22 protein-coding genes are annotated in these 25,396 nt (G+C 62.3%); 11 read left to right on the top strand and 11 right to left on the bottom strand.

Going from position 1 to position 25,396, the window contains the following annotated elements; translation table 11 throughout:
- Positions 1-25: 25 nt before the first annotated feature.
- The 4 genes from NPS46_RS02465 to NPS46_RS02450 form a co-directional block, all read right to left on the bottom strand.
- On the bottom strand, positions 26-370 hold the full coding sequence (locus tag NPS46_RS02465) for a YgaP family membrane protein (protein WP_274104800.1): 345 nt from the start codon (positions 368-370) through the stop codon (positions 26-28).
- A gap of 65 nt (positions 371-435) precedes the next feature.
- Positions 436-906, bottom strand: a complete 471-nt coding sequence (locus NPS46_RS02460; protein ID WP_274104799.1) for an RNA methyltransferase — start codon at positions 904-906, stop codon at positions 436-438.
- Positions 907-961: 55 nt separating this feature from the next.
- The gene (locus NPS46_RS02455) at positions 962-1,333 is read right to left on the bottom strand and encodes a YajD family HNH nuclease (RefSeq protein ID WP_274104798.1); all 372 of its coding nucleotides are present in this window, start codon (positions 1,331-1,333) and stop codon (positions 962-964) included.
- Between the two features lie 50 nt (positions 1,334-1,383).
- A complete protein-coding gene (locus NPS46_RS02450) occupies positions 1,384-2,070 on the bottom strand; it encodes a spermidine synthase (RefSeq protein WP_274104797.1) in 687 nt (228 codons plus the stop codon).
- Between the two features lie 79 nt (positions 2,071-2,149).
- On the opposite strand from NPS46_RS02450, the gene NPS46_RS02445 reads away from it, so the two are divergent.
- The gene (locus NPS46_RS02445) at positions 2,150-2,452 is read left to right on the top strand and encodes a hypothetical protein (protein ID WP_274104796.1); all 303 of its coding nucleotides are present in this window, start codon (positions 2,150-2,152) and stop codon (positions 2,450-2,452) included.
- Here the strand turns inward: NPS46_RS02445 and NPS46_RS02440 are convergent.
- Together NPS46_RS02440 and NPS46_RS02435 are read right to left on the bottom strand one after the other, a co-directional pair.
- Positions 2,449-2,922: a cyclic nucleotide-binding domain-containing protein gene (locus tag NPS46_RS02440; protein WP_274104795.1), complete on the bottom strand. Its 474-nt coding sequence runs from the start codon at positions 2,920-2,922 to the stop codon at positions 2,449-2,451. The two genes, NPS46_RS02445 and NPS46_RS02440, sit on opposite strands and share 4 nt — an antisense overlap.
- 96 nt (positions 2,923-3,018) lie before the next feature.
- Complete coding sequence (locus NPS46_RS02435) at positions 3,019-5,070, bottom strand: S9 family peptidase (protein WP_274104794.1); 2,052 nt, start codon at positions 5,068-5,070, stop codon at positions 3,019-3,021.
- A gap of 89 nt (positions 5,071-5,159) precedes the next feature.
- Here NPS46_RS02435 and NPS46_RS02430 point away from each other — a divergent pair, with 89 nt between their 5' ends.
- Genes NPS46_RS02430 through NPS46_RS02420 form a run of 3 tightly spaced genes read left to right on the top strand, consistent with a single transcriptional unit; the run spans position 5,160 to position 7,002 of the window.
- On the top strand, positions 5,160-5,645 hold the full coding sequence (locus NPS46_RS02430) for an MFS transporter (protein WP_274104793.1): 486 nt from the start codon (positions 5,160-5,162) through the stop codon (positions 5,643-5,645).
- A gap of 35 nt (positions 5,646-5,680) precedes the next feature.
- Complete coding sequence (locus NPS46_RS02425) at positions 5,681-6,457, top strand: class II glutamine amidotransferase (protein WP_274104792.1); 777 nt, start codon at positions 5,681-5,683, stop codon at positions 6,455-6,457.
- 11 nt (positions 6,458-6,468) lie between these two features.
- Positions 6,469-7,002, top strand: coding sequence for a DUF2937 family protein (locus NPS46_RS02420; protein WP_274104791.1), 534 nt, complete (start codon positions 6,469-6,471; stop codon positions 7,000-7,002).
- A gap of 58 nt (positions 7,003-7,060) precedes the next feature.
- On the opposite strand, the gene NPS46_RS02415 is transcribed toward NPS46_RS02420, so the two are convergent.
- Entirely contained in the window at positions 7,061-8,239 is a 1,179-nt protein-coding gene (locus NPS46_RS02415; RefSeq protein WP_274104790.1) for a vWA domain-containing protein, read from the bottom strand.
- A 49-nt stretch (positions 8,240-8,288) separates the two neighbouring features.
- Positions 8,289-9,134 (bottom strand): AAA family ATPase, encoded by an 846-nt coding sequence (locus NPS46_RS02410; protein ID WP_274104789.1) that lies wholly within the window; start codon positions 9,132-9,134, stop codon positions 8,289-8,291.
- 256 nt (positions 9,135-9,390) lie between these two features.
- Between NPS46_RS02410 and cysK the strand changes: the two genes are divergently transcribed.
- Both cysK and NPS46_RS02400 read left to right on the top strand, forming a co-directional pair.
- Complete coding sequence (cysK, locus tag NPS46_RS02405; RefSeq protein ID WP_274104788.1) at positions 9,391-10,365, top strand: cysteine synthase A; 975 nt, start codon at positions 9,391-9,393, stop codon at positions 10,363-10,365.
- 167 nt (positions 10,366-10,532) lie between these two features.
- A complete protein-coding gene (locus tag NPS46_RS02400) occupies positions 10,533-11,471 on the top strand; it encodes an aspartyl/asparaginyl beta-hydroxylase domain-containing protein (protein ID WP_274104787.1) in 939 nt (312 codons plus the stop codon).
- Here NPS46_RS02400 and NPS46_RS02395 read toward each other — a convergent pair.
- Entirely contained in the window at positions 11,453-12,421 is a 969-nt protein-coding gene (locus tag NPS46_RS02395) for a LysR family transcriptional regulator (protein WP_274104786.1), read from the bottom strand. The two genes, NPS46_RS02400 and NPS46_RS02395, sit on opposite strands and share 19 nt — an antisense overlap.
- A 286-nt stretch (positions 12,422-12,707) precedes the next feature.
- On the opposite strand from NPS46_RS02395, the gene NPS46_RS02390 reads away from it, so the two are divergent.
- The 3 genes from NPS46_RS02390 (at position 12,708) to NPS46_RS02380 (ending at position 16,480) form a co-directional block, all read left to right on the top strand.
- Positions 12,708-14,033 carry an MFS transporter gene (locus NPS46_RS02390; protein ID WP_274104785.1) on the top strand — a complete coding sequence of 442 codons (1,326 nt, stop codon included), beginning with the start codon at positions 12,708-12,710 and terminating at the stop codon, positions 14,031-14,033.
- A gap of 35 nt (positions 14,034-14,068) precedes the next feature.
- Positions 14,069-15,244, top strand: a complete 1,176-nt coding sequence (locus NPS46_RS02385) for an L-rhamnonate dehydratase (RefSeq protein ID WP_274104784.1) — start codon at positions 14,069-14,071, stop codon at positions 15,242-15,244.
- Positions 15,245-15,619: 375 nt separating this feature from the next.
- Positions 15,620-16,480 carry a DMT family transporter gene (locus tag NPS46_RS02380; RefSeq protein WP_274104783.1) on the top strand — a complete coding sequence of 287 codons (861 nt, stop codon included), beginning with the start codon at positions 15,620-15,622 and terminating at the stop codon, positions 16,478-16,480.
- 44 nt (positions 16,481-16,524) lie between these two features.
- Here the strand turns inward: NPS46_RS02380 and NPS46_RS02375 are convergent, their stop codons facing one another.
- Entirely contained in the window at positions 16,525-17,418 is an 894-nt protein-coding gene (locus NPS46_RS02375) for a DMT family transporter (RefSeq protein WP_274104782.1), read from the bottom strand.
- 68 nt (positions 17,419-17,486) lie between these two features.
- The gene (locus tag NPS46_RS02370; protein WP_425312688.1) at positions 17,487-19,094 is read right to left on the bottom strand and encodes a methyl-accepting chemotaxis protein; all 1,608 of its coding nucleotides are present in this window, start codon (positions 19,092-19,094) and stop codon (positions 17,487-17,489) included.
- A gap of 414 nt (positions 19,095-19,508) precedes the next feature.
- Between NPS46_RS02370 and aceK the strand changes: the two genes are divergently transcribed.
- Entirely contained in the window at positions 19,509-21,227 is a 1,719-nt protein-coding gene (aceK, locus tag NPS46_RS02365) for a bifunctional isocitrate dehydrogenase kinase/phosphatase (protein ID WP_274104780.1), read from the top strand.
- 125 nt (positions 21,228-21,352) lie between these two features.
- On the top strand, positions 21,353-25,264 hold the full coding sequence (hrpA, locus tag NPS46_RS02360) for an ATP-dependent RNA helicase HrpA (RefSeq protein ID WP_274104779.1): 3,912 nt from the start codon (positions 21,353-21,355) through the stop codon (positions 25,262-25,264).
- The last annotated feature ends 132 nt before the right edge of the window (positions 25,265-25,396 follow it).

The raw sequence follows: 25,396 nt of genomic DNA, 5'->3' as shown, positions 1-25,396 counted from the left end.
CCAGCGGGCGTCTACAAGCGAGTGCTCAGGCCTTGGGCGTGTCGTTGGGGCTGCCGGCCTGGGCGCTGTTGTTCATTTGGTTCAATTGCTCTCCCGCGCGTTCGATCCGCCCGCGCACGCGGCTCATGTCCTGGCGCGCTTTCTCCAGCAGGCTCTTCGCCGAGCTATGGCCGGTAATGCCACGGGCCAGGGCAACGCCGCCAATCGCGACCTGAATCAGGCCGAACACACCGCCACGGCGCAGGCCCTTGCCGACCATCACCACGCCGCCGGCCACGGAGCCGATGCGCTCCCAGCCCTGGACATTCTGCTCGTCGCTGCCCGGTACAGGGCTCGATTGGATACGTTGGACAGGGTTGCGCTCGTTCATGGCGTTCTCCGCGAGGATGGGGGATACAGGGCTGACTGTCGGGATGGGCCAGTCGTTCCCTGCGTTTATCGGAACTTGGGCCCGGAGCGGGTGTTATTGCCTTTGGCGAGGCGGTCGTATAGCACCACGTTGACGGTGGCGGCGAGGTTCATGCAGCCGGTCGTCGGGATATACACCACGTCCTCGCACCAGTCGCGAATCTCCTGGTCCAGCGAGCCATCCTCGGGGCCGAAGATGTACAGCGCGCGGTCCGGGTGGGTGTATTCGGGCAGGGCGCGGGCGCCTTCGACCAGTTCCACGGCAACAGGGACACAGCCCAGGGGGAGGATTTTCTTCAGGTCGTCGATGCCGATCAGCGGAATGTCCTGGTGGACCTTCTTGGTGTCGGTGACGAAATCGCGGGCGCGCTCATAGCGTTTGCCGGTGTAGAACACCGAGGCGACGCCATAGCAGCCAGCTGCGCGCATCACCGAACCAACGTTTTCCGGTGATTTTGGGTTGTACAAACCAATGCAGCTGTACCGTTTGTTCGCCACGAGCCGGTGCCTTCCAGAAAAAAGAGCCGATTATACCGGCAGCTTCGGCGGGCTATTAGTCTTTCTTCATCAGCCCGGCCAGGGCGGCGAACGGGTTATGGGTTGCCTTGGCGATGGTCGGCGAACTGGTGGAGCCTTCGGCGTAGTACTGCTGGTCGGTGTAGCGCGAGTGCTCGTTATCGTGGCAGTACAAGCAGAGCAGCTCCCAATTGGAACCGTCCTGGGGGTTGTTGTCGTGGTTGTGGTCGCGGTGGTGCACGGTCAGTTCGCTCAGGCGCTTGCCGGCAAACTCGCGTGCGCAGCGGCCGCAGACGTGCGGGTACATCTTCAGGGCCTTGTCGCGGTAGCCCATTTCACGGTCGCGCTGGGCGTCGGCAAGGATACGGTCCAGTTTGGCGGTGTTGGACGGTGTGGTTGACGAACTCATGGGTTCACCTTGGTAGAAGACTGAATGACGGTTATGACGGGCAGTTTAGCTCAGCCCTTGAGCTTCTCGGCAATCCAGATGGTGTGTCGGGTGCCTTTATTGCCATGGGCAAAGACCTGGACTTCTTCGGCCTTGAAGCCAGCCTTGCGCAGTTTGTCGGAAAACTGCCGATCAGCGCTGGCCGACCAGACTGCCAGCACGCCCTTGGGCCGCAAGGCCTTGGCGCAGGCACTCAGGCCACCGGCGGAATAGAGCCAGCTATTGGCTTTCTGGGTCAGGCCTTCGGGGCCGTTGTCGACGTCGAGCATGATTGCGTCGAAGCCATTGGGTTCGGCTTGCAGGACCTTGGCCACGTCTTCCAGGCGAATGACCGTGCGCGGGTCTTGCAACGGGCGGCCGGACTTTTCACCCAGGGCGCCGCGATTCCACTCGACCACGCCGGGCACCAGTTCGGCGACGACCACCTCGGCCTGTTTGCCCAGGTGCTTGAGCGCCGAGGCCAGGGTGAAGCCCATGCCCAGCCCGCCGATCAGCACCCGCGACCCCGGCCGGCCGGCGACCTTGCGGCAGGGAATCTCGGCCAGGGCATCTTCGGAGCCGTGCATGCGGGTGTTCATCAGTTGCCCGCCGTCGCCGCCCTGGATCTTGATCACGAAGTCTTCGCCATACTCGAACAGGCACAGGGCGCCGCCATTGTCCGGAATCGGGGTGGTGTCGAGCAGAACGAAACGTTTCATGGAGATCTCATTGGAGAAGGCAAAGCCGCCAGGTTGCGAGTAGCCTTGGAAGCCGGCACCTGGAGCGGATGATGGCACGATGGACAGAGCAAGCGGGATCAAAGGCGGCATTGTAACGGCCATTGCGCTGGGCATGCTCTCGTTAAGTGCACAGGCGGCGCAGGATTTGCTGGCGGTGCCGGGGGCAGCCGTGCCTGGCTCGCCGGGAACCGCGACGCCCAACCCCTATCCGCCGGTGGTGCCCTCGGCGGTGCCGCTGCCCCGGGGTTCAAGTGGCAGTGTGCTGCCGCTGCCACCGATCAATCTGCCCAAACCGCCGACCGATCAGCCGCTGCCGGGTCTGCAACAGAGTGCCCCGAAGACGTCCGGCAACGGCAGCTAGACTTGCTGGGCCAGCAACTGGCCGTCGGCCATGCGCAAGCGCCTGGACAGGGAGATGGCGATGGCACGAATGATCTGTGCGGCGATTCGCGGCGCATTGTTGAGCATTTTCTCCAGGGAGTCCTTGCCCAGGTTGAGCAACTGGCAATCGCTGGCCGCGACGCAACTGGCCGAGCGCCGCTCGCCATCGAGCACCGCCATTTCGCCGAAGGCCCGGCCGCTGCGCAGGGTGGCGATATCGACCTGCTGGCCGTCGTCATTGCGTTTGCGCACTGCCACGCTGCCACTGTGGATGATGCACATAAATGTGCCGGCATCGCCTTCGTGAAAGATCTCTTCGCCCTGGGCAATGCTGCTGATGCTGAAGTAGCCCGCCGCGATTTTAACGTCGGCGGGTAATAGGGTGTCGAATAGCCCGCAGTCCATCAGCCGGTCACTGATTTCATTATTGAGCAGGGTGGCTTTTGTCATGGCGCCTCGCTGAGTGGCTGAGTGAGTCGATCGCGCGAATGCCTGGGGATTCGCGCGTGCGGCATGGGGTAAGACCGGGATGCTGGCAGGAGTTCCTCACGCCACCCCGAGTGTCCTGAACACAAAGGCATATTCGAGGGCTACGTCACGTAATCCCTGGTAGCGGCCGCTCATGCCGCCATGACCGGCACCCAGCTCGGTCTTGAGCAGCAGGAGGTTGTCGTCGGTCTTGGTGGCGCGCAGGCGGGCGACCCACTTCGCGGCTTCCCAATACTGCACGCGGCTGTCGTTGTAACCAGCGATTACCAGCATGGCCGGGTAGGCCTGGGCCTGTACATTCTCGTACGGTGCATAGGCCTTGATCCGTGCATGAACCTGCGGCTCCTCGGGGTTGCCCCACTCATCGTACTCGGTCACGGTCAGCGGCAGATCGGGGTCGAGCATGGTGTTGAGGACATCGACAAAGGGCACCTCGGCAATCGCCACCTTGAACAGCTCCGGGCGCTGATTGAGCACCGCACCGATCAGCAAGCCGCCGGCGCTGCCGCCGCTGATCGCCAGTTGGTCGGCCCGGGTGTGCCCCGTGGCGATCAGGTGCTCGGCACAGGCGATAAAGTCGCTGAAGGTATTGTGCTTGTGTTCCTGCTTGCCGGCGCGATACCAGGCTTCTCCCAGCTCGCCGCCGCCGCGTACATGGGCGATGGCGAAGGCCACGCCACGGTCGAGCAGGCTAAGGCGGGCATGGGAGAACCACGGGTCGAGGCTTTCGCCATAGGCGCCGTAGCCATACAGGTAGAGCGGGGTCGGCTGGCCCAGGGCGTCGCGCTTGACCACCAGGCTGATCGGCACCTGGGTGCCGTCCAGTGCTGTTGCCCAAAGGCGCTGGCTGATATAGGCATCGGGGTCGAACGGGCCGAGTACCGGGGTTTCCTTGAGCACCTGCTGGGTGCCGTCGGCCAGTGTCAACTGGCGGACCTGGGCCGGGCGATTCAAGGCCTCGTAACGCAGGCGAATCCGGTCGCTGTTGAATTCCAGCCCATCCTGTACATAGAGGCTGTAGGCCGCATCGGGCAACTGCACGCGGTAGGCGGGTTGGCCGTGGGGATGGACCTCGATGATCGGCAGGCCGCCTTCACGCAGGCTCAGGGTCATGGCCGAGGCGTTCAGGTTGAGGCCTTCGAGCATCACGCTGTCGCTATGGGGGATCAGTACCTGCCAGTCCTGGCGCTGGGGGATGCCCTGGTCGAGGGCCTGGTAGAGCGCAAAGTTGATGCCGGCCTGGTTGCTGCGGATAAACCAGCACCACTGCCCGTCCCGGCGGCCGTGGTCAATGGCGTACTCATGGCCCTCGACCCGGGGCGCCAGGCAGGTGAACGGCTGATGCGGGGTCTCGGCGTCCAGCACCCAGGCTTCGCTGGTGGTCTTGCTGTCGAGCAGCAGGACCAGGTGCCGTTCGGAGCTGGTGCGGTAGCAGTGCAGGAAGAAGCGTCCGTCGCTTTCTTCGAAGACCTGGCTGGCCTGCGACTCGCCCAGGCGATGGCGGTGCAGTCGATGGGGGCGGTGGGTATCGTCCAAGGTAGCGAAGAACAGGGTCTGGCTGTCATTGGCCCAGGTCATGCTGCCGTCGCAGTCCTCGAAGGGCAGGGCGTGTACGTCGCCGCTGGCCAGCTCCTTGACATAGAGCTGGTAGATTTCTTCGCCACTGGTGTCGAGGCTGTAGGCCAGGCGCTGGTGGTCCGGGCTGATATTGAAGGCGCCCAGAGCGAAGAAACCGCCATTGGCCAGGGCGTTGGGGTCGAGCAGCAGTTCCTCGGCCTGTTCGTCGATCTGCTGGCTGTCGTCGGCCGGGCGCGGGCAGCGGTAGTGGCGTGGGTATTCATCGCCCGCCGTGGTCCGCGTGTAATACAGGTAAGGCCCCCAAGGGGAAGGCAGCGAGAGGTCGGTTTCGCGGATGCGGCCCTTGATCTCTTCGAACAGCGTTTCGCGCAGCGGTGCCTGGTCGGCTAGTTGGGCGTCCACATAGGCATTTTCGGCCTTGAGGTAGTCGAGGACCTCGTCGCTGTCGCGTTCCTGCAGCCAGGCGTACGGATCTGGGCCGTCGGCCCGGCGGGCCAGTGGGGCACTGTGGGGGAGGGAAGTGCGAGTCATGGGCGATAGTCCGGTCGTGGGACGCTCAAGCCGGTGCAGCCTGGCTGGCGAAAAGCCGTTATGATAAGCGCCAATTTGCTTGCCTTGCCATGGACACCATGACCGAGAACGACTATCTGATCGCCTGGGGGCTGTATGCCTTCGCCGCCCTGGGTTGCCTGCTGGTGTGGTTTCGCCTGACCCGCTGGACCTGGCGCTGGTTGCGCGAGCCCTTGCGGCTGCTGGTGGCCGTGCTGCTGTTCAGCCCGACCATCATTGATCCGGTGAAGGAAAAGTTCGCCCCCGCTGTGGCCATTACCGCCCTGGACATGCTGTTCAAGGTCGGCAACAACGCCTGGCGGGCGATTTCCGATCTGTTTATGTACGCCATCATCGTCTTTGCGCTCTACCTGCTCTTTGTCCTGATTCGCTGGCCCCTGGAGCGTGCGGGCAAGGCGCGCCGCTTGCAGGCCGAACAGGCCCGCAGTGAGGCCGCCCGTCAGGCCGAGGAAGATGAACCCTTTGCCAGCGACCACCGTTACGGTCGGCCCGAACCGCTGTCGGCCAACCGTCCACGGGTCGAGCCGCGGCTGTAAGCCTTTTGCCCCTGCACTGAAGCGAGAGTCCAAGCATGTGTGAATTACTGGGCATGAGCGCCAATGTGCCGACCGACATTGTGTTCAGCTTTACCGGGCTGATGCAGCGCGGTGGCCGGACCGGCCCCCACCGCGATGGCTGGGGCATCGGTTTCTACGAGGGGCGCGGGTTGCGCCTGTTCCAGGACCCGGCGGCGAGCTGCGAGTCCCAGGTGGCGCAACTGGTCCAGCGCTACCCGATCAAGAGCGAAGTGGTGATCGGCCATATTCGCCAGGCCAATGTCGGCAAGGTCTGCCTGGCCAATACCCATCCTTTTGTACGCGAACTGTGGGGCCGCAACTGGTGCTTTGCCCATAACGGCCAGTTGGCCGGCTTTGCGCCCGCCATGAGCTTTTACCGCCCGGTTGGCGATACCGACAGCGAGGCGGCGTTCTGTGATCTGCTGAACCGGGTGCGTGAGCATTTTCCGGAGCCGGTGGAGATCGAGCAACTGCTGCCGATTCTGTTGCAGGCCTGCGCCGAGTACCGCGGCAAGGGCGTTTTCAACGGCCTGCTCAGCGATGGCGACTGGCTGTTTTGCTACTGCTCGACCAAGCTGGCACAGATTACTCGGCGGGCGCCATTTGGCCCGGCCCGCTTGAAGGACGTCGATGTGATCGTCGACTTCCAGGCCGAAACCACGCCCAATGACGTGGTGACGGTGATTGCCACCGAACCCCTGACCGAAAACGAAACCTGGACCCGCTACCAGCCGGGCCAATGGAGCCTGTGGCGACGCGGTGAATGCGTCAGCCAGGGCATGACTGAATAAGGACGCCGGCAATGTGGCTGAGTTATCTGCGATTGATCCTGTTTGCCCTGGGCCTGCTGATCGGCGTTCAGGTGCCGGGGTTTATCAGCGACTACACCAAGCGGGTCGAGGCCCATATGCTCGAGGCGCAAAATGGCCTGACGGGCTTTCAGAAGACAGCCGAGCAGTTTTTTAATGGCGACCTGCAAGCGCTGGTGGCCCATTACCGCGCCAGCGAGGATCCGGTGTTTCGCAGTGATGCCGACAGCCTTGGGCACCTGCTGACCCGCCAGCGTCTGCTCGATGACCAGTGGCAGGCGTTGCAGGGCCCCTGGTATATGCGGGCGCTGCAGGTGGCCTACGCCGCCGACCCGGCGATTCGCGAGGAAACCTACAAGGGCTATACCTACCAGGTCTTGCTGTCGCCCGAGGCGATTGGCTGGGGCATGGCGTTCGCCCTGCTGTTCTCGTTTGTGGTCGAGGGTTTTTTCCGCCTGGTGGACTGGGTGGTCCTGGGCGGCAAACGCCAGCGCGAGCGGCTGGCCCGGCGCGAGCGGGGCTGGTAAGCCTTCGTCCCCTGGCACTGTCAGAGCCGGCTTGCTCCGACAGTGGCAAGGGCAACGGTTACTTGGACAGGAAGCGCATGCCTTCTTCCAGCCCGCGCAAGGTCAGCGGGTACATCTGGTCTTCGATCAGGTCGCGCACTAGAGTGGTCGAGGCGGTGTAGTGCCAGGTGTCCTTGGGGTAAGGGTTTATCCAGATCAGTTTCTTGTATTTGGCCATAAAGCGTTGCATCCACACATAGCCCGGCTCTTCGTTCCAGTGCTCGACGCTGCCGCCGGCCTGGGTGATCTCGTAGGGCGCCATGGCCGCGTCGCCGATAAAGATCACTTTGTAGTCGGCACCGTACTTGTGCAGCAGGTCCTGGGTTGACGTGCGTTCCGAGCCCCGGCGCAGGTTGTTCTTCCACACCGACTCATAGATGAAGTTGTGGAAGTAGAAGTACTCCAGGTGCTTGAACTCGGTCTTGCAGGCCGAAAACAACTCTTCGCAGATCTTGACGTGGGCATCCATCGAACCGCCGATATCGAATAACAGCAGCAGTTTGATGGTGTTGCGCCGCTCCGGACGCATCTGGATGTTGAGCAGGCCGGCATCGCGCGCGGTATGGTCGATGGTGCCGTCGATATCCAGCTCTTCGGCGGCACCCTGGCGCGCGAACTTGCGCAGGCGCCGCAGGGCGATCTTGATATTGCGCGTGCCGAGCTCGACCTGATCGTCGAGGTTCTTGTATTCGCGTTGGTCCCAGACCTTGACCGCCTTGCCCTGGCGCTTGCCGGCATCGCCGACGCGAATCCCTTCCGGGTTGAAACCGCCGGAGCCGAAGGGGCTGGTGCCGCCGGTACCAATCCACTTGTTGCCGCCGGCATGGCGTTCCTTCTGCTCTTCGAGGCGTTTCTTGAACTCTTCGATCAGCTTGTCCAGGCCACCCAGTGACTGGATCTGCGCGCGCTCTTCGGCCGTCAGCGAGCGTTCGAACTCCTTGCGCAGCCAGTCTTCGGGAATCAACGCCTGGAGATGATCGTCGAGTTTTTCCAGGCCTTTGAAGTAGGCCGAGAACGCCCGGTCGAACTTGTCGAAATGGCGCTCGTCCTTGACCAGGATCGCCCGGGCCAGATAGTAGAACTCGTCCATGTCGGCAAAGATCACCCGCTGTTTGAGCGCGTTGATCAGGTCGAGCAGTTCGCGGACCGAGACCGGCACCTTGGCGGCGCGCATTTCATTGAACAGATTGAGCAGCATGGCAGTCGCCCTTGTCGGCACTTACTTGTCGGTACTTACTTATCAGGGCTTAGCGGGTGCCGCGCCGGCTCATGAAGGCCAGGCGTTCTAGCAGCTGTACATCCTGTTCGTTCTTGACCAGGGCACCGGCCAGTGGCGGGATGGCCTTGGTCGGATCGCGTTCGCGCAGTACCGCTTCGCCGATATTGTCGGCCATCAGCAGCTTGAGCCAGTCCACCAGTTCGGAGGTCGAGGGCTTTTTCTTCAGGCCCGGGACCTTGCGCACATCGAAGAACACGTCGAGGGCTTCGCTGACCAGGTCCTTCTTGATATCGGGGAAGTGCACGTCGACGATTTTCTGCAGCGTGACGCGGTCCGGGAAGGCGATGTAATGGAAGAAGCAGCGGCGCAGGAAGGCGTCCGGCAGTTCTTTCTCGTTGTTGGAGGTAATGATGATGATCGGGCGCTGCTTGGCCTTGATGGTTTCGTCGATCTCGTAGACATAGAACTCCATCTTGTCGAGTTCTTGCAGCAAGTCGTTGGGAAACTCGATATCGGCCTTGTCGATTTCATCGATCAGCAGAATGACCCGCTCCTCGGACTCGAAAGCCTCCCAGAGCTTGCCTTTCTTCAGGTAGTTGCGCACGTCGTGGACCTTGTCCACGCCCAGTTGGGAGTCGCGCAGGCGGCTGACCGCATCGTATTCATACAGGCCCTGGTGGGCCTTGGTGGTGGACTTGATGTGCCAGGTGATCAGGCGGGCGCCAAAGGATTCGGCCAATTGCTCGGCCAGCATGGTCTTGCCGGTCCCCGGCTCGCCCTTGACCAGCAACGGCCGCTCCAGGGTGATGGCGGCGTTGACCGCGAGCTTGAGGTCGTCGGTGGCGACATAGGCCTGGGTGCCTTCGAATTTCATCGGTAATTCCTCGAACGATAACGCCTGGATTCAGGACAGGCAGGCGGAAAAGCATGCCCGACTATAACGCGGCGCCCGGCCGACTGTGAACGCAGACGGCTTATTCAGTCTCTGAATGGACCGTCACACCGTGACCGGTCAGCAATGGCTCGCCCCTGGGCCGACTGTGGCGCGACGCCGCAGCGCCCGACTGGACGCCTGCGGGTGCGAGGCATACCCTTGAGGGCTTCTTCAACGGTGCACAAGGACCCCCGCCATGAGCCGCATTTTCTCCGACAACGCGCACTCCATCGGCAATACGCCCCTGGTTCAGATCAATCGCATTGCGCCCCGGGGCGTGACCATCCTGGCCAAGATCGAAGGGCGCAACCCCGGTTATTCGGTGAAGTGCCGGATCGGCGCGAACATGATCTGGGACGCCGAAAGCAGTGGCAAGCTCAAGCCGGGCATGACCATCGTCGAACCCACCTCGGGCAATACCGGTATTGGCCTGGCCTTTGTCGCCGCGGCCCGGGGCTACAAGTTGATGCTGACCATGCCGGCGTCCATGAGCATCGAGCGGCGCAAGGTCCTCAAGGCCCTCGGGGCCGAGCTGGTCCTGACCGAACCGGCCAAGGGCATGAAGGGCGCCATCGAAAAGGCCGCGCAAATTCTGGCCAGCGATCCGTCGCTGTACTTTATGCCGCAGCAGTTCGATAACCCGGCGAACCCGGCTATCCATGAAAAAACCACCGGTCCGGAAATCTGGAACGACACCGATGGTGCGGTGGATGTGTTGGTGGCGGGCGTCGGGACCGGTGGCACCATCAGCGGCATCTCGCGCTATATCAAGCACACCCAGGGCAAGCCGATCCTCTCGGTGGCGGTCGAGCCCGCCACGTCGCCGGTGATCACCCAGGCCCTGGCCGGTGAAGAAATCAAACCCAGCCCGCACAAGATCCAGGGCATTGGCGCCGGTTTCGTGCCCAAGAACCTCGACCTGTCGATTGTCGACCGGGTCGAACTGGTCAGCGACGACGAATCCAAGGCCATGGCACTGCGCCTGATGCAGGAGGAGGGGATTCTGTGCGGGATTTCCTGTGGTGCGGCGATGGCTGTGGCGGTACGTCTGGCTGAAACCCCGGAAATGCAGGGTAAGACTATCGTGGTCATCCTGCCGGATTCCGGCGAGCGCTACCTGTCGAGCATGTTGTTCAGCGATCTGTTCTCCGACCAGGAAAACCAGCAGTAACGCCGCTCGATCGGATGGGGGCGGGCTTTATTGCCCGATTCCCAACATTGAATATTGATCTGCACGGGTTTTTCCCGAGCTCACAAAGGTTGATAATCGCCGGCTGATCGATTCACCGAGCACGCTGCACAGGCCGTTCGCCTGCCTATTTTTCAAGGAGTTGTTGAATGACCGTTTCCTTTGCCGCCAAGGCTGCAGTGCTGTTGCTGTTCGTTGGCAGCATCCTCTACGTGCATCTGCGCGGCAAGGCGCGCCTGCCGGTGTTGCGCCAGTTCGTCAACCATTCCGCCTTATTTGCGCCGTACAACGCCTTGATGTACCTGTTTTCCGCCGTGCCGTCCAAACCCTACCTGGACCGCAGCAAGTTTCCCGAGCTCGATGTGCTCAAGGACAACTGGCAGGTGATCCGCGAAGAAGCCATGCACCTGTTCGACGAGGGCTATATCCGCGCCGCCGAAAAGAACAACGACGCGGGTTTCGGTTCGTTCTTCAAGAAGGGCTGGAAGCGTTTCTACCTCAAGTGGTATGACAAACCACTGCCATCGGCCGAGCAGCTGTGCCCCAAGACGGTGGCCCTGGTCAGCGCGATTCCCAACGTCAAGGGCGCAATGTTTGCGCTGCTACCCGGTGGCAGCCACCTCAACCCGCATCGCGACCCGTTTGCCGGTTCGTTGCGCTACCACCTGGGCCTGTCGACGCCCAACTCCGACGCCTGCCGGATCTTTGTCGATGGCCAGGAATATGCTTGGCGCGATGGCGAGGACGTGATGTTCGACGAAACCTACGTGCACTGGGTCAAGAACGAGACCGAGCAGACGCGGGTCATTCTGTTCTGCGATATCGAACGCCCGCTGAGCAATCGCTTCATGACGTCGATCAACCGGGCCGTCAGTGCCTGGCTGGGCCGCGCGACCGCGCCGCAGAACCTGGACGACGAGCGCGTCGGCGGGATCAACCAGGCTTATGCCTGGAGCAAACGCTTCAGTGATCGCACCAGTGGTGTGGTCAAGCAGTGGAAGCGCCGTCATCCCAAGGCTTACCGGGTCATGCGGCCGGTGCTGGCTGCTGTGGTCCTGGTCTTGCTGGGCTACTGGCTGTTTGGTTGAGGTGACTCCTGCGCGGTCAGGGCCTGTTCGGCCTTGACCGCCGCCAGAAAGGCCTGCATGGCCGAAGAGAGCAGGCGCTGGCGCCGGCGTATCAGCCCATAGGGTGGCAGGCGCGACTCAAAGTTGATGGGCAGCACCGCCAGCAGGTGGCGCCCGGGGTACTCCTCGACGACCGACACCGGGATCGAGCCGATCATGTCGGTCTTCTGCACCAGTGACAGCAGCGTCATCATCGAGGTGGTTTCGACGATACTGCCCGGGATATCGACCCGGGCATCGTCGAACACCTGGTTGATGATTGCCCGCATCGGGCTGGGATGCTGCTGCAGGACCCAGGTCATGCTCTGCAGGTCGGCCCACTCCAGTCGTTCGGCTTTTGCCAGTGGGTGCTGGGCGCCGGCGATCACGCACAGGGCTTCCTCGCCCAGACCGTCGAACAGTAGCTCCTCGCCCCTGGCTCCGGCAGGGATGCGGCCTAGCACGATATCCAGTTGATCCTGCAACAGGGCCTGGACCAGCACATCGCTGGTGTCCACCTGGATACTCATCGAGAGCCGTGGATGGCTGCGCTTGAGCGTCGCAATGGTGCGCGTCAGCAGGCCCGAGGCCAGCGCTGGAATCACCCCGACCGTCACCCTGCCCAGATTGCCCGACTCGAGTGACACCAACTCTTCGCGCATGCCGCTGATTTCGGCGAAGACCATGCGTGCGTAATAGATCACCGTCTCGCCGAATGGCGTCGCACGCATTCCCCGGGGCAGGCGCTCGAACAGTTCGACACCCAGCAGGTCTTCAGCCTCGTGGAGCATTTTTGTCGCCGCCGGCTGCGTCATGCCGATATGGTCGGCGGCTCGACGCAACGATCCAAGCTCGGCCAGCGCCAGCATCAGGCGCAACTGGCGCAGCCGCAGGCGACTCTGGATGACATGGGCCTCGGGGATTCGGGACATGGTGACGGCTCGTAATCGGTACGGGAATCAGAGCCTGCCAATAATCCACCTGACTGACCAGTACTTCCTATAACCCGACGTTGGGGTTTATCGCCTTCTGCGATAACCCTGGGTGATCAATGGATAGGGATAAGTGATTAGTCGCTCCCGGGTCGGCTGGCTACAGTCGGCTCAGCGATCGACGGGTAATGACCTCCAGGTTTTACCGAGGGATCGTACGCACAAATACAAAAAGCCTGTCTTGTCTATTCCGCAAGACGTTAACCGGCACTTAAGGAACATCCTTATGACTTACCCAGATTCGGCGTCGGTCCTGCACCGCGCCATTGCCAAAAGCCGCCTGCGGCTGCTGCCGTTCCTGATCCTCATGTACATCCTGGCGTTTATCGACCGGTCCAACGTCGGTTTTGCCAAGGCCGCGCTGCAGGCCGACACCGGCCTGGGTGATGCGGCCTTCGCCTTTGGCGCGAGCATCTTCTTTATCGGCTACGCGTTCTTCGAAGTCCCGAGCAACTATATGTTGCACCGCCTGGGCGCACGGGTTTGGCTGTGCCGGATCATGGTGACCTGGGGGCTGGTCTCGGCTGCGATGATGTTTGCCCATGACGCCAACACCTTCTACGTACTGCGCTTCCTGCTGGGCGTCGCCGAAGCCGGGTTTTTCCCCGGGATCATTCTCTACCTCACCTACTGGTTCCCGGCGCAGAGCCGTGGCCAGGCCCTGGGCCTGTTCTACTTCGGCCTGCCACTGGCCCTGGTGCTGGGCAGCCCGCTGTCGGGCTGGTTGCTGGAGTTCCATGGTGTGTTCGGGCTGACCAACTGGCAGTGGCTGTTCGTGGTCGAAGGCCTGATGGCGTCGGTGGTCGGCGTCGCGGCTTACTTCTACCTGGTGGACCGGCCGGCCGATGCCCGCTGGTTGAGCGCCGAGGAGAAACAGGTGCTGCAAACCACCCTGGCCGATGAAGACGCGAAGAAGCAGGCCCAGGGCCCGCACGGTTTTCTCAGCGCCTTGCGCAGCCGTCGCGTATTGCAGTTCTGCCTGGCCTATTTCACGGTACAGATGAGTGTCTATGGCGTGGTCTTCTACCTGCCGACCCGTATCGCCGGGCTGCTCGACGGGCATGTCGGTCTGAATGTCGGGCTGATCACCGCTATCCCCTGGATCTGTGCACTGGTGGTGACCCGCCTGGTGACCCGTTATGCCGATCGCAATGGCCAGCACCGCCGTGTCGCCGTCTGCATGCTGACGATGGCCGCCCTGGGCATTGCCGCCTCGGCGCTGGGTTCGAGCATGGTGCCGGTGGTCCTGGCCTTCTGTTTTGCCGCCGCCGGGTTCGTCGCCGTGCAGCCTCTGTTCTGGACCATCCCGACCAACTACCTGACCGGCGCCGCAGCGGCCGGTGGCATTGCCCTGATCAACTCCATCGGCAACCTCGGCGGCTTTGTCGCGCCGAACCTCAAGACCCTGATGGAAAGCCAGTTCGCCGACCCCCGGGCCGGCATGTTCGCCCTGGCGGTGGTCGGCTTGCTTGGCGCGGTATTGCTGTCGCGACTCGGGCGCCAGGACACCGGTACTTCCCCCTCAACCTTGAAGCCGGCACAGGTTGGTTGATCTCTATTCAATAGCTGTTGCAAGGAACCGTATTCATGAAAATCAAAGCGATCCGTACCCGCGTATTCGAGTGGAAGGGCAAGGTTGTCCCGCCCCAGGCGCACTTTTGCACCAATGCCAGTGACATTCTGTTCGAGCGCGGCGATGCCATGGGCTCGTTTCGTTTCCATGGCTGGCTGGTGGTGGAAGTCGAGACCGATACCGGTCTTGTCGGTATCGGTAACTGCGCCCTGGCGCCGCGCGTGGCCAAGGAAATCATTGACACTTACCTGGCGCCTATCGCCATCGGTGAGGATCCCTTCGACAACGAATACATCTGGCAGAAAATGTACCGCCAGAGCCACGCCTGGGGCCGCAAGGGTATTGGCATGGCGGCGATCTCGGCCATCGATATCGCCATCTGGGACATCATGGGCAAGGCGGTGAACAAGCCGGTGTTCAAGTTGCTGGGCGGGCGTACCAAGGAAAAGATCTGGACCTACGCTTCCAAGCTGTATGCCAACGACAACCTCGATCTGTTCCTGGAGGAGGCCAAGGGTTATCTCGACCAGGGCTTCACCGCCATGAAGATGCGTTTCGGCTACGGTCCCAAGGACGGCCCGTCAGGCATGCGCCGCAATATCGAACAGGTGCGCGCATTGCGTGAGCTGGTCGGCCCGGATGTCGACATCATGCTCGAATGCTATATGGGCTGGACCCTGGAATACGCCCGGCGGATGCTGCCGAAGCTGGCGGAGTTCGAACCACGCTGGCTGGAAGAGCCGGTGATTGCCGACGATATCGAAGGCTATATCGAGCTGAAGAAGATGGGCATCATGCCGATTTCCGGCGGCGAACATGAGTTCACTTCGTACGGTTTCAAGGACCTGCTCGAACGCCGCGCGGTCGACGTGATCCAGTACGACACCAACCGCGTCGGCGGCATCACGGCGGCCCGCAAGATCAACGCCATGGCCGAAGCCTGGTCGGTGCCGGTGATTCCCCATGCCGGCCAGATGCACAACTACCACCTGACCATGGCCAGCACCGCATCGCCGATGGCCGAGTTCTTCCCGGTGTTCGATGTCGAGGTCGGCAACGAATTGTTCTACTACGTGTTCAAGGGCGAGCCGCAGCCGGACAACGGCTATATCCAGCTCGACGACAATACGCCCGGCCTGGGCCTGGAAATCAGCGACGAGTACCTGAGCGACTTCAATATCATCGAATAACGTCATGCCGCGGCGTCCGGCCCCAGGACGGGCTGGGCGCTTATTGCAAAATGTATCGGGCGCTGGTTATAGTCGGCGCCTGGTCCTTTTTCCTCTCCCAGAAGATCTGTCCATGGCCGTTTCCCTTTCCAGCGTGGTAGTCGATTCAGCGGTCAACGCTGGCGTTGTGCCGTGCGGGAAACAGCAGCCTGTGCAGATCAGTCACTACCCACCCCCTGTCAGTAGCACGCCGGTCTGCGTCAGCGCAGCACCGCCAGGCGTTGGTTACTCGGGCTGATCAGCCTCACGCGCTGATCCCTGCTGCCCGCCTGAAACAAACCTACTGAACTTCAGCCTCGGCTGAGTTGGCTTTTGCCTGAATCACAGGTGGTACCCATGTTGCCTATTTCCAGACAATCCGTAGCGGCGGCCGCTTCCACGAGCCTGTTTGTCCTGCTGTGGAGCAGTGGCGCGATCTTCTCCAAGATCGGCCTGGCCCACGCTTCGCCGTTCGCGTTCCTGCTGATCCGTTTTGCTCTTGCCCTGTTCGCGCTGTGCCTGCTGATGCCGCTGCTCAAGTTTCGCCGGCCCCGGGGCGGCCAGCCGATGCTCTACGCCATGGCTACGGGCGTCGTGTTGCTGGGCGCCTACCAGATCTTCTACCTGCTGGCGCTGGACCTGAAAGTTACGCCGGGCGTGATGGCGACCATCATGGGCGTGCAGCCGATCCTGACGGCGGTCCTGATGGAGCGCCAGCGTTCCTGGTCACGCATGTTCGGCCTGGGGCTGGGCCTGGCGGGCTTGATACTGGTGGTGTACCAGGGCATCGGCCTGGCCGGGATGTCGCTGGCCGGGATGCTGTTCGGCCTGCTGGCCCTGGCCAGCATGACCTTTGGCTCGATCATGCAGAAGCGCATCACCGATAACCCCTTGGGGACGTTGCCCCTGCAGTACCTGGCCGGGCTGTTGCTGTGTGCGGTGTTCGTGCCTTTCCAGCCGTTTCACTTTGAGTACAGCGCCGGCTTTATCGGGCCGGTGTTGTGGATGGGGCTGGTGGTCTCGGTGCTGGCGACGGTGCTGTTGTATCGGCTGATTGCCCGCGGCAACCTGGTCAATGTCACCAGTCTGTTCTACCTGGTGCCGGCGGTGACGGCCGTGATGGATTACCTGATCTTTGGCAATACCCTGGCGCTGCTGAGCCTGTTCGGCATGCTGTTGATCATCGTCGGGCTGGTGTTCGTTTTCCGCAAGGGATAGGCGAACAACGGCTGGCCGCTGCGACAGGGCGGCCAGCCGGCTGGCTAGCCCTTGGCGATGGCGCCGGGGCGCAGCACCAGCCAGAGCGCCAGGCCGATCAGCAGGCCACCATAGAGATGGGCCATTGACAGCGGCTCGTCCAGCCACAGGGCGCCCCACAAGACGCCGAACACCGGAATCATGAAGGTTACGCTCATGGACTTGACCGGGCCGATGCGGGTCAGCAGATGGAAGTAGAGGATGTAGGCCAGCGCGGTGCAGATCAGCCCCAACCCCAGCAACGACCACCACACATCCGCTGCGCCCCAACTGGCAGGTGGTTGGCTAATGGCGCTGTAGGCGAACAAGGGCAGTAGCAGTAGCGTTGCCCCGAGCATGCTGCCCAGGGCCGATAGGCGAGGGTCGAGGCCGCCTTGCTGGTCGAGCCAGCGGCGGGCGAGAAAACCGGCAAAGCCATAGCAGGTGGTGGCCCCCAGGCAGGCAAGCGCTCCGACCAGCAGTGGCAGATCAAAGGCCACCGGGCCAGCACGGGTCAGGATGCCCACGCCAAATAGCCCGATGCTCACGCCCAGCAGCTTGACCGGGCTGAGTTTCTCACTGAAGAACAGGCCGCCGATCAATACGCCCATCAGCGGCGTGGTGGCGTTGAGGATTGCCGAGTAACCGGCGGGCAGCACCTGGGCAGCGACTGAATAGAGCGTGGCCGGAATGCCCGAGTTGATCACGCCCAACAGCAGGCAGACCTTGAATTTGCCCTGGAAGTCCCAGCGGGTGCGCAGCAGCGCCAGGATGACCAGCAGTCCGGCGGCGGCAATCGAAACACGAAAGAACGCCGTGGGGAGGGTGCCCAGTTGCGGCGCGATGATCCGCATAAACAGAAAGCTGGCACCCCAGATGGCCGCGAGTAGCAGCATGTTCAAACTATCGACAGGTCTCACGACACACTCCCAGGTAGAGCGCAGGAGTGTTGCCGAGTGAAGCTTTGGGTGCAATCGCGCAGTGTGATTTACAGCACGAAACGGTTGACCAGGCCGTTCAGGTTGATGGCCAGTTGTGCCAGTTCCTCACTGGCGACCGACGTCTGGTTGGCGCCGGTGGCGGTCTGGCTGGCCAGGTCGCGGATGCTCACCAGGTTACGGTCGACCTCACGGGCCACCAGGGCCTGCTCTTCGGCAGCACTGGCAATGACCAGGGTGCGCTCGTTGATCAGGGCGACCGATGTGGTGATTTTTTCCAGTGCCTGGCCGGCGCTGCTGGCCTTGAGCAGGGTCTGCTCGGCCTGCTCGGCACTGTCTTGCAGGGCCTGGACAGTCGCGCTGGTGCCTTGCTGGATGGCGCCGATCATTTGTTCGATTTCTTCGGTGGAGCCGTGGGTACGTTGGGCCAGGGAGCGCACTTCATCGGCGACCACGGCAAAACCACGCCCGGCTTCGCCTGCACGAGCGGCCTCGATGGCGGCATTGAGGGCCAGCAGGTTGGTCTGCCCGGCGATGCCACGAATCACTTCCAGTACCTTGCTGATGTCCTGGGCTTCGGTAGCCAGGCCTTTGGCTTTGTCGGAGGCATTCAAGACCTCGCCGACCAGGCTCTGGATCGCTGCGACCGTTTCGCTGACCTGAAGCTGCCCGTGCTGGCTGTCGGTGTCGCAGGCGCGGGAGGCATCGGCGCTGGCCACGGCATTGCCGGCGACTTCGTCGACCGCTGCGCTCATCTCGGTGACGGCGGTGGCGGCCATTTCAATTTCATCGTTCTGCCGTTGCAGACCGCGGGTGCTTTCTTCCATCACCGTGCTCATTTCCTCGGCGCTGGCCGCCAGTTGGCGGGCAGAGTCGCTGATCCCGCCAATGGTCGTGCGCAGGTTGTCCTGCATGGTCGCCAGGGCCTGGAGCAGTTGTGCCGGTTCGTCCTGGCCGGTGACCTGGATGGTGCTGGTCAGGTCGCCGGCGGCGATGGTGCTTGCCACGCTCAGGGCTTCGGTAATGGGCTGGGTAATACTGCGGGTCAGCACCAGTGCCAGGCCGAGTGTGGCCAGCAGTGCGCCGAACAGGCACAGGCCGACGATCACCTGGGCCTGGCTGTACACATCGGAAGCGTCTTTCGAGGCCATCTCGGCGCCTTTTTGATTGAAGACAATCAGGTTCTCGATATCCTCGTCGAGCACGGTCCCCTGGGGCGTCAGTTGCTCGGTGAGCAGGCGGACGGCGTCGGCCTGGCTTGTCTCAAGCAGGCTGCAGACCTTGTCCAGGATTTGCAGGTAGAGGGTGAAGGTCGCCTGTAGGCGATCAAACAACACACGCTCGCGATCATTGGCAATGTACGGGTCGTACTGTGCAAGGCGAGTGAGCAGGCTTTGCCGGCTCTCGGCAAGCTCGCTCAGGCTTTGCTTGCGAGCGGCCGGGGTCTGTGGGGTCATAAGTTGCACGGCCTGCATGCGGATGGCGGCGATCTCGGCATTGGCGTCGTGCATGTTCTCGATGCTTGGCATCCACGACTCTTCGATCACGCGTGCGCTTTCGCGCAGGTTGGCCATCTGGCTCAAGGCGAAGCAGCCGACCACTACCAGCAGCGCCGCCAGGGCACCAAAACTCAGAGAGGCTCTTAGACCGATACGCATGTTTCTGATTGACATGAATGTGTTCCCGGGACAGTTGAAGATGACTGGCAGTACAGGTCGGGCGGATCTGTGTTCGATTGCCAGATTCCGTAATAGCAAGGTGCTACTTGCTTGGTAACCCCGGTTTGGCAGCACCTTTTGTACGAAATATGACCGTGCAGGGGAGGGGGATAGGCTGTGCCGCACCCTGTAATCAAGGCACAGGCCTTTTGGCATAAGGGCTGGCGATGAAACGTTTAAGCGCTGATCGGGGGGGCGGTGGGCGTTTTTTGCGCGGAAGTCAGAAATGCACTGTATTGATTTCTCGAAGAGCTGCTGTAGGTCAAATCAATTCTTTAGTGTGGGAAAAATACTATTCTCTTGGCGCAAGTCACTGGCTAAGCTCTGGCATCCCAAACCCGCAGAGGTTGTTCTATGCCGCAGTCATGGCCCGCCGCCGATATCGCCCGGATGATCCTCGATGGCTTTGATGATTATCGGGAGCATTTCCGCCAAATCACCGATGGCGCCCGCGCCCGTTTCGAAGGTGCACTGTGGCAGGAAGCCCAGGCCGCTTCGGCAGCGCGGATCAATCTCTATGAGGAGAAGGTCAGCGAGGTCAATGCACGCCTGCGGGCCGGATTCGAAGAAGACGTGCTGCTGGATGCCACGCTATGGCCGCTGGTCAAAAGTGCCTATATCAGCCTGATCGACCTGCGGTTTGACGATGAGTTGGCCGAGACCTGGTACAACTCGACGTTCTGCGGGCTGTTCAGCCACGACATGATCAGCGACGGCTGCATGTTCATCCACACCACCCGGCCGTCCCTGCGCCGTGCGCGGGCCGCACAGACCCGGACCTATCGACCGGCGGGCGAGCTGTCCGACATGCTGGCGCAGATTTTTGCCGACTACCGTTTCAGCGAAGATTACGCCGACCTGCCGGGCGATATGCGCCGCCTCGAAGCGCAACTGCGTGAAAACCTGCCGGACTGGGTCTGCAAGGACCCGCAGCTGAGTGTCGAGCTGTTTTCCTCGGTGCTCTACCGCAACAAGGGCGCCTACCTGGTCGGGCGGATTTTTACCCCGGACGAGCAATGGCCGCTGGTGATCCCACTGCTGCATCGCGAAGGGCGCGGCATCCAGATTGATGCGCTGATTACCGACGAGGCGGATGTCTCGATCATCTTCTCGTTCACTCGCTCCTATTTTATGGTCGACGTGCCGGTGCCCGCCGAGTTTATCGGCTTTTTGCGGCGCTTCCTGCCGGGCAAGCACATTGCCGAGCTGTACACCTCCATTGGCTTCTATAAGCACGGCAAGTCCGAGTTCTACCGGGCGCTGATCAATCACCTGGCCAGCACCGATGATCAGTTCATCATGGCGCCGGGCGTGCGCGGGATGGTGATGAGCGTGTTCACCCTGCCGGGCTTCAATACGGTGTTCAAGATCATCAAGGACCGGTTCTCGCCGTCGAAAAACGTCGATCGCGCCACGGTGATCGAGAAGTACCGCCTGGTGAAGAGTGTCGATCGCGTTGGGCGCATGGCCGATACCCAGGAGTTCGCCGATTTCCGCTTTCCCCTGAGCAAGTTCGACCCGGCGTGCCTGGCCGAGTTGCTGGACGTTGCCGCGTCGACCGTCGAGGTCGATGGCGACACCGTGCTGATCCGCCACTGTTGGACCGAGCGGCGCATGACCCCGCTGAACCTCTACCTGGAAAACGCCAATGACGCCCAGGTCCGCGATGCGCTGGAAGACTATGGCCTGGCCATCAAGCAGCTGGCGGCGGCGAATATCTTTCCGGGCGACATGCTGTTGAAAAACTTCGGCGTGACCCGCCACGGCCGCGTGGTGTTCTACGACTACGACGAGATCTGCTTTCTGACCGAGGCCAACTTCCGGCATATCCCCGAGCCGCGTACCCCGGAGGATGAAATGGCCTCCGAACCCTGGTACTCGATCGGCCCGCTGGATGTGTTCCCCGAGGAGTTCCCGCCGTTCCTGTTTGCCGATGCAGGGCAGCGGCGCCTGTTCAACGAACTGCATGGCGAGTTGTACAACGCCGATTACTGGAAAGGGCTGCAGGAAGCGATTCGCGCGGGCAAGGTCATCGACGTGTTCCCCTATCGGCGCAAAGGCCACGAAGCGTAAAAGCCGTGGCAAGCTCAGGGCTTGCAGCGGCCCGTAGCGCGTTGCGAGCAACGCGCCACAAGCTATAAATGCAGAGCTGCGTTAACCTTGCTGCTTTTCGCTTGCCGCTTGCAGCTCCCGCGCCTATGACTACTGAATCGCCCGCTATCGACCAACTGCTGAAAAACCTCGATCAAGCCATGCTCGCCGACCGTCATCGGTTGCGGCGCCAGTTGCACGAACTGCGCAAGAAACCCGATGAGGCCAAGCTGGCCCAATGGGTCGAGCGGGTACAGGCGTCGTGCGCCCAGGTCACGGCACGGCGCGACAGCGTGCCGCTGATTCGCTATGACGACAGCCTGCCCATCGCAGCCAAACGCGATGAGATCAAGGCGGCGCTGCTCAAGCATCAGGTGCTGATCATCGCCGGCGAAACCGGCTCGGGCAAAACCACCCAGTTGCCGAAGATCTGCCTGGAAATCGGGCGTGGCCAGCATGGGCTGATCGGCCATACCCAACCACGGCGAATCGCGGCGCGCAGTGTGGCCAGCCGAGTGGCCGAGGAGTTGGCGACGCCGCTGGGTGCACTGGTGGGTTACCAGGTGCGGTTCGAGGATCAAAGCGACGCCAATACCCTGGTCAAGCTGATGACCGACGGTATCCTGCTGGCCGAAACCCAGAACGACCGCTACCTCGAGCGCTATGACACGATCATTGTCGACGAGGCGCATGAACGCAGCCTCAATATCGACTTCCTGTTGGGCTACCTCAAGACCCTGCTGCCGCGTCGCCCGGACCTGAAGGTCATCATTACGTCGGCGACCATCGATCTGGAGCGCTTCTCCAAGCACTTCAACGATGCGCCGATTGTCGAGGTCTCGGGGCGCACCTTCCCGGTCGACACCTGGTATCGGCCGCTGACGTCCCAGCAGGATGAAGAGGGCAACAGCGTCGAGGACGACCTGACGGTGGACCAGGCGATTCTTGCCACCCTCGATGAAATTGCCGACTTCGAGCGTCGCGAGCGCAAGAGCCCGGGTGACGTACTGGTGTTTCTGCCCGGCGAACGGGAAATCCGCGACGCTGCTGAGATGCTGCGCAAGGCCCAGCTACGCCATACCGAAATCCTGCCGCTGTATGCACGCCTGTCACCGGCCGAGCAGCAACGGATCTTTCAGTCCCATCCGGGGCGCCGGGTGGTGCTGGCGACCAACGTCGCCGAAACCTCGCTGACGGTGCCGGGGATCCGTTATGTCATCGACAGCGGCACCGCGCGGATCAGCCGCTACAGCTATCGGGCCAAGGTCCAGCGCCTGCCTGTCGAGGCCATTTCCCAGGCCAGCGCCAATCAACGTAAGGGCCGCTGCGGCCGGGTTGAGCCGGGCATCTGCGTGCGCCTCTACAGTGAGGACGACTTCAACGGCCGGCCGGAATTTACCGACCCCGAGATCCTGCGGACCAACCTGGCGGCGGTGATCCTGCAGATGCTTCACCTGCGCCTGGGCGAGATCACGGCGTTTCCGTTTATCGAGCCGCCGGATGGCAAGGCCATCAGCGACGGCTTCAACCTGTTGCAGGAACTCTCGGCGGTCAACCGCGAGAACCAGTTGACCCCGCTGGGTCGCCAGCTGGCGCGCTTGCCGGTGGACCCGCGAATGGGCCGCATGCTGCTCGAAGCGGCAAAGCTGGGCAGCCTGCAGGAAGTGTTGATCGTCGCCAGTGCCATGTCGGTACAGGACCCGCGCGAGCGTCCGCCGGAGCGCCAGCAGGCGGCTGATCAGGCGCACGCGCAGTGGAAGGATGTCGATTCGGATTTCGCCGGGCTGATCAATGTCTGGCGCGGGTTCGAGGAGCAGCGCCAGGCGCTGACTGCCAGCCCGCTGCGCAACTGGTGCCGCAAGAATTTCCTGAACTACCTGCGCCTGCGCGAGTGGCGCGACTCCCATCGCCAGCTCAGCCTGATCTGCCGCGACCTGCAATTGAGCATCAATAAGGAACCGGCGGATTATCCGAAGTTGCACAAGGCAGTGCTGTCCGGGTTGCTCAGCCAGATTGGCCAGAAGACCGAGGAGGGCGATTACCTGGGCGCCCGCCAGCGGCGGTTCTGGATTCATCCCTCTTCGGGCCTGGGCAAGAAGCGTCCGCAGTGGCTGATGACCGCCGAACTGGTGGAGACCACCAAGCTCTATGCGCGCATGGTCGCCAAGATCGAGCCGGACTGGATCGAGCCGCTGGCCGGACACCTGATCAAGAAAAACCACTTCGAGCCGCACTGGGAGAAGAAGCGTGGCCAAGTGGTCGCGTATGAGCAGATCACCTTGTTTGGCCTGATTGTGGTTGGGCGGCGGCCGGTGCACTTCGGCCCGATCGAGCCGGTCCTATCCCGCGAGCTGTTTATCCGCGAGGCGCTGGTGCGGGGCGAGATTCAGTCGCGGGCCAAGTGCCTGAGTGCCAATACCCGTTTGCTGGAGCAGCTCGACGAACTGGAAGCCAAGGCGCGCCGCCGCGATATCCTGGCCGACGAGGAAACCCTGTTCGCCTTCTACGATGCGCGCCTGCCGGCGGAGATCCACCAGACCGCGACCTTCGACAGCTGGTACCGGGTCCACAGCCAGAAAGACCCGCAATTGCTGATCATGCGCGAGGAAGATGTGCTGGCGCGCGAGGCCAGTGAAGTCACCGCCGCCCATTATCCGGACACCTTGCACCTGGGCGACCTGGCCCTGCCTCTGAGTTATCACTTCGAGCCCAACCATCCCCGGGATGGCGTGACCCTGCGCGTGCCGGCGCCGCTGTTGCCGGTATTGCCGCCCGAGCGGTTGGAGTGGCTGGTGCCCGGCCTGCTGGAAGCCAAGTGCATCGCGCTGGTGCGCAACCTGCCCAAGGCCTTGCGCAAGAATTTCGTGCCGGTGCCGGATTTTGTCCGTGCGGCGTTGCAGCGTATCGAATTCGCCCAGGGCTCGTTGCCCCAGGCCCTGGGGCGTGAACTGCTGCGCATGACCGGGGCGCGGGTCAGCGATGAAGCTTGGGCCGAAGCCGAACAGCAGGTCGAGAGCCATTTGCGGATGAACCTGGAAGTGGTCGACGGCGAAGGCAAGTTCCTTGGCGAAGGCCGCGACCTGGCCGAACTGACCGCGCGCTTTGTCCAGGCCAGCCAGGCCGCCCTGGCGGTGGCGCAAACAGCGAAGAGCCAGCAGCCGGTCGAGGCCAAAGTATTTGCCACGGTGGCGCAACAGACCCAGCAAAAGATCGCCGGGCTGTCGATGACGGTCTATCCGGCGCTGGTGGAAGAGGGCGGCACGGTCAAGGAGGGGCGTTTCTCAACCCCGGCCGAGGCCGAGTTCCAGCATCGTCGGGCCTTGCAGCGCCTGTTGCTGCAGCAACTGGCAGAGCCGGCGAAGTTCCTGCGCGGCAAGTTGCCGGGGCTGACCGAGCTGGGCCTGCTGTACCGCGACCTGGGCCGAGTCGAAGCACTGGTGGAAGATATCCTGCTGGCGAGCCTGGACAGCTGTGTGCTGGAAGGGGAAGCCGTACTGCCGCGTGACGGTGCCGGCCTCGCGGCCCTGGCCGAACGCAAGCGCGGTGGCTGGACCGAGCACGCCGAGCGCCTGGCACGCCTGACCCTGGAGATTCTCAAGCTCTGGCATGGCCTGCAAAAGCGCTTCAAGGGCAAGATCGACCTGGCGCAAGCCGTGGCCCTCAACGACATCAAGCAGCAGTTGAGCCATCTGGTGTATTCGGGGTTTGTGCGCGAAACGCCGGCTGTCTGGCTCAAGGAGTTGCCGCGTTACCTCAAGGCGGTCGAACTGCGCCTGGAGAAACTGCCGGGCCAGGTGCAGAAGGACCGGGTCTGGAGTGGCGAGTTGAGCGGGCTCTGGAGTCAGTACCAGAATCGCTTGAACAAACATGCCCAGGAAGGCAAGCGCGACCCGCAACTGGAACTGTATCGCTGGTGGCTGGAAGAGTACCGGGTGTCGCTGTTCGGCCAGCAGTTGGGGACCAAGGTCCCGATCTCCGACAAGCGCCTGAGCAAGCAGTGGAGCCTGGTCGAGCCCTAGCGGCCAGGCTGGCGCAGTGCAGGCACGGGCTTTTGGCGCGAGTGCAGACGTCAAAAACTCGCGCCTGCCGGTTCAAGTGTCGTCCAACGAGATGGGCGAAAGCCCGGTGGTTATGGCAAACTTCGCGGTTAT

It is taken from the genome of Pseudomonas putida, assembly GCF_028682395.1.
Taxonomy (GTDB): domain Bacteria; phylum Pseudomonadota; class Gammaproteobacteria; order Pseudomonadales; family Pseudomonadaceae; genus Aquipseudomonas; species Aquipseudomonas putida_AB.
The sequence above is the reverse complement of the archived record's forward strand: the minus strand, read 5'-3'. Positions and strand labels throughout refer to the sequence as shown.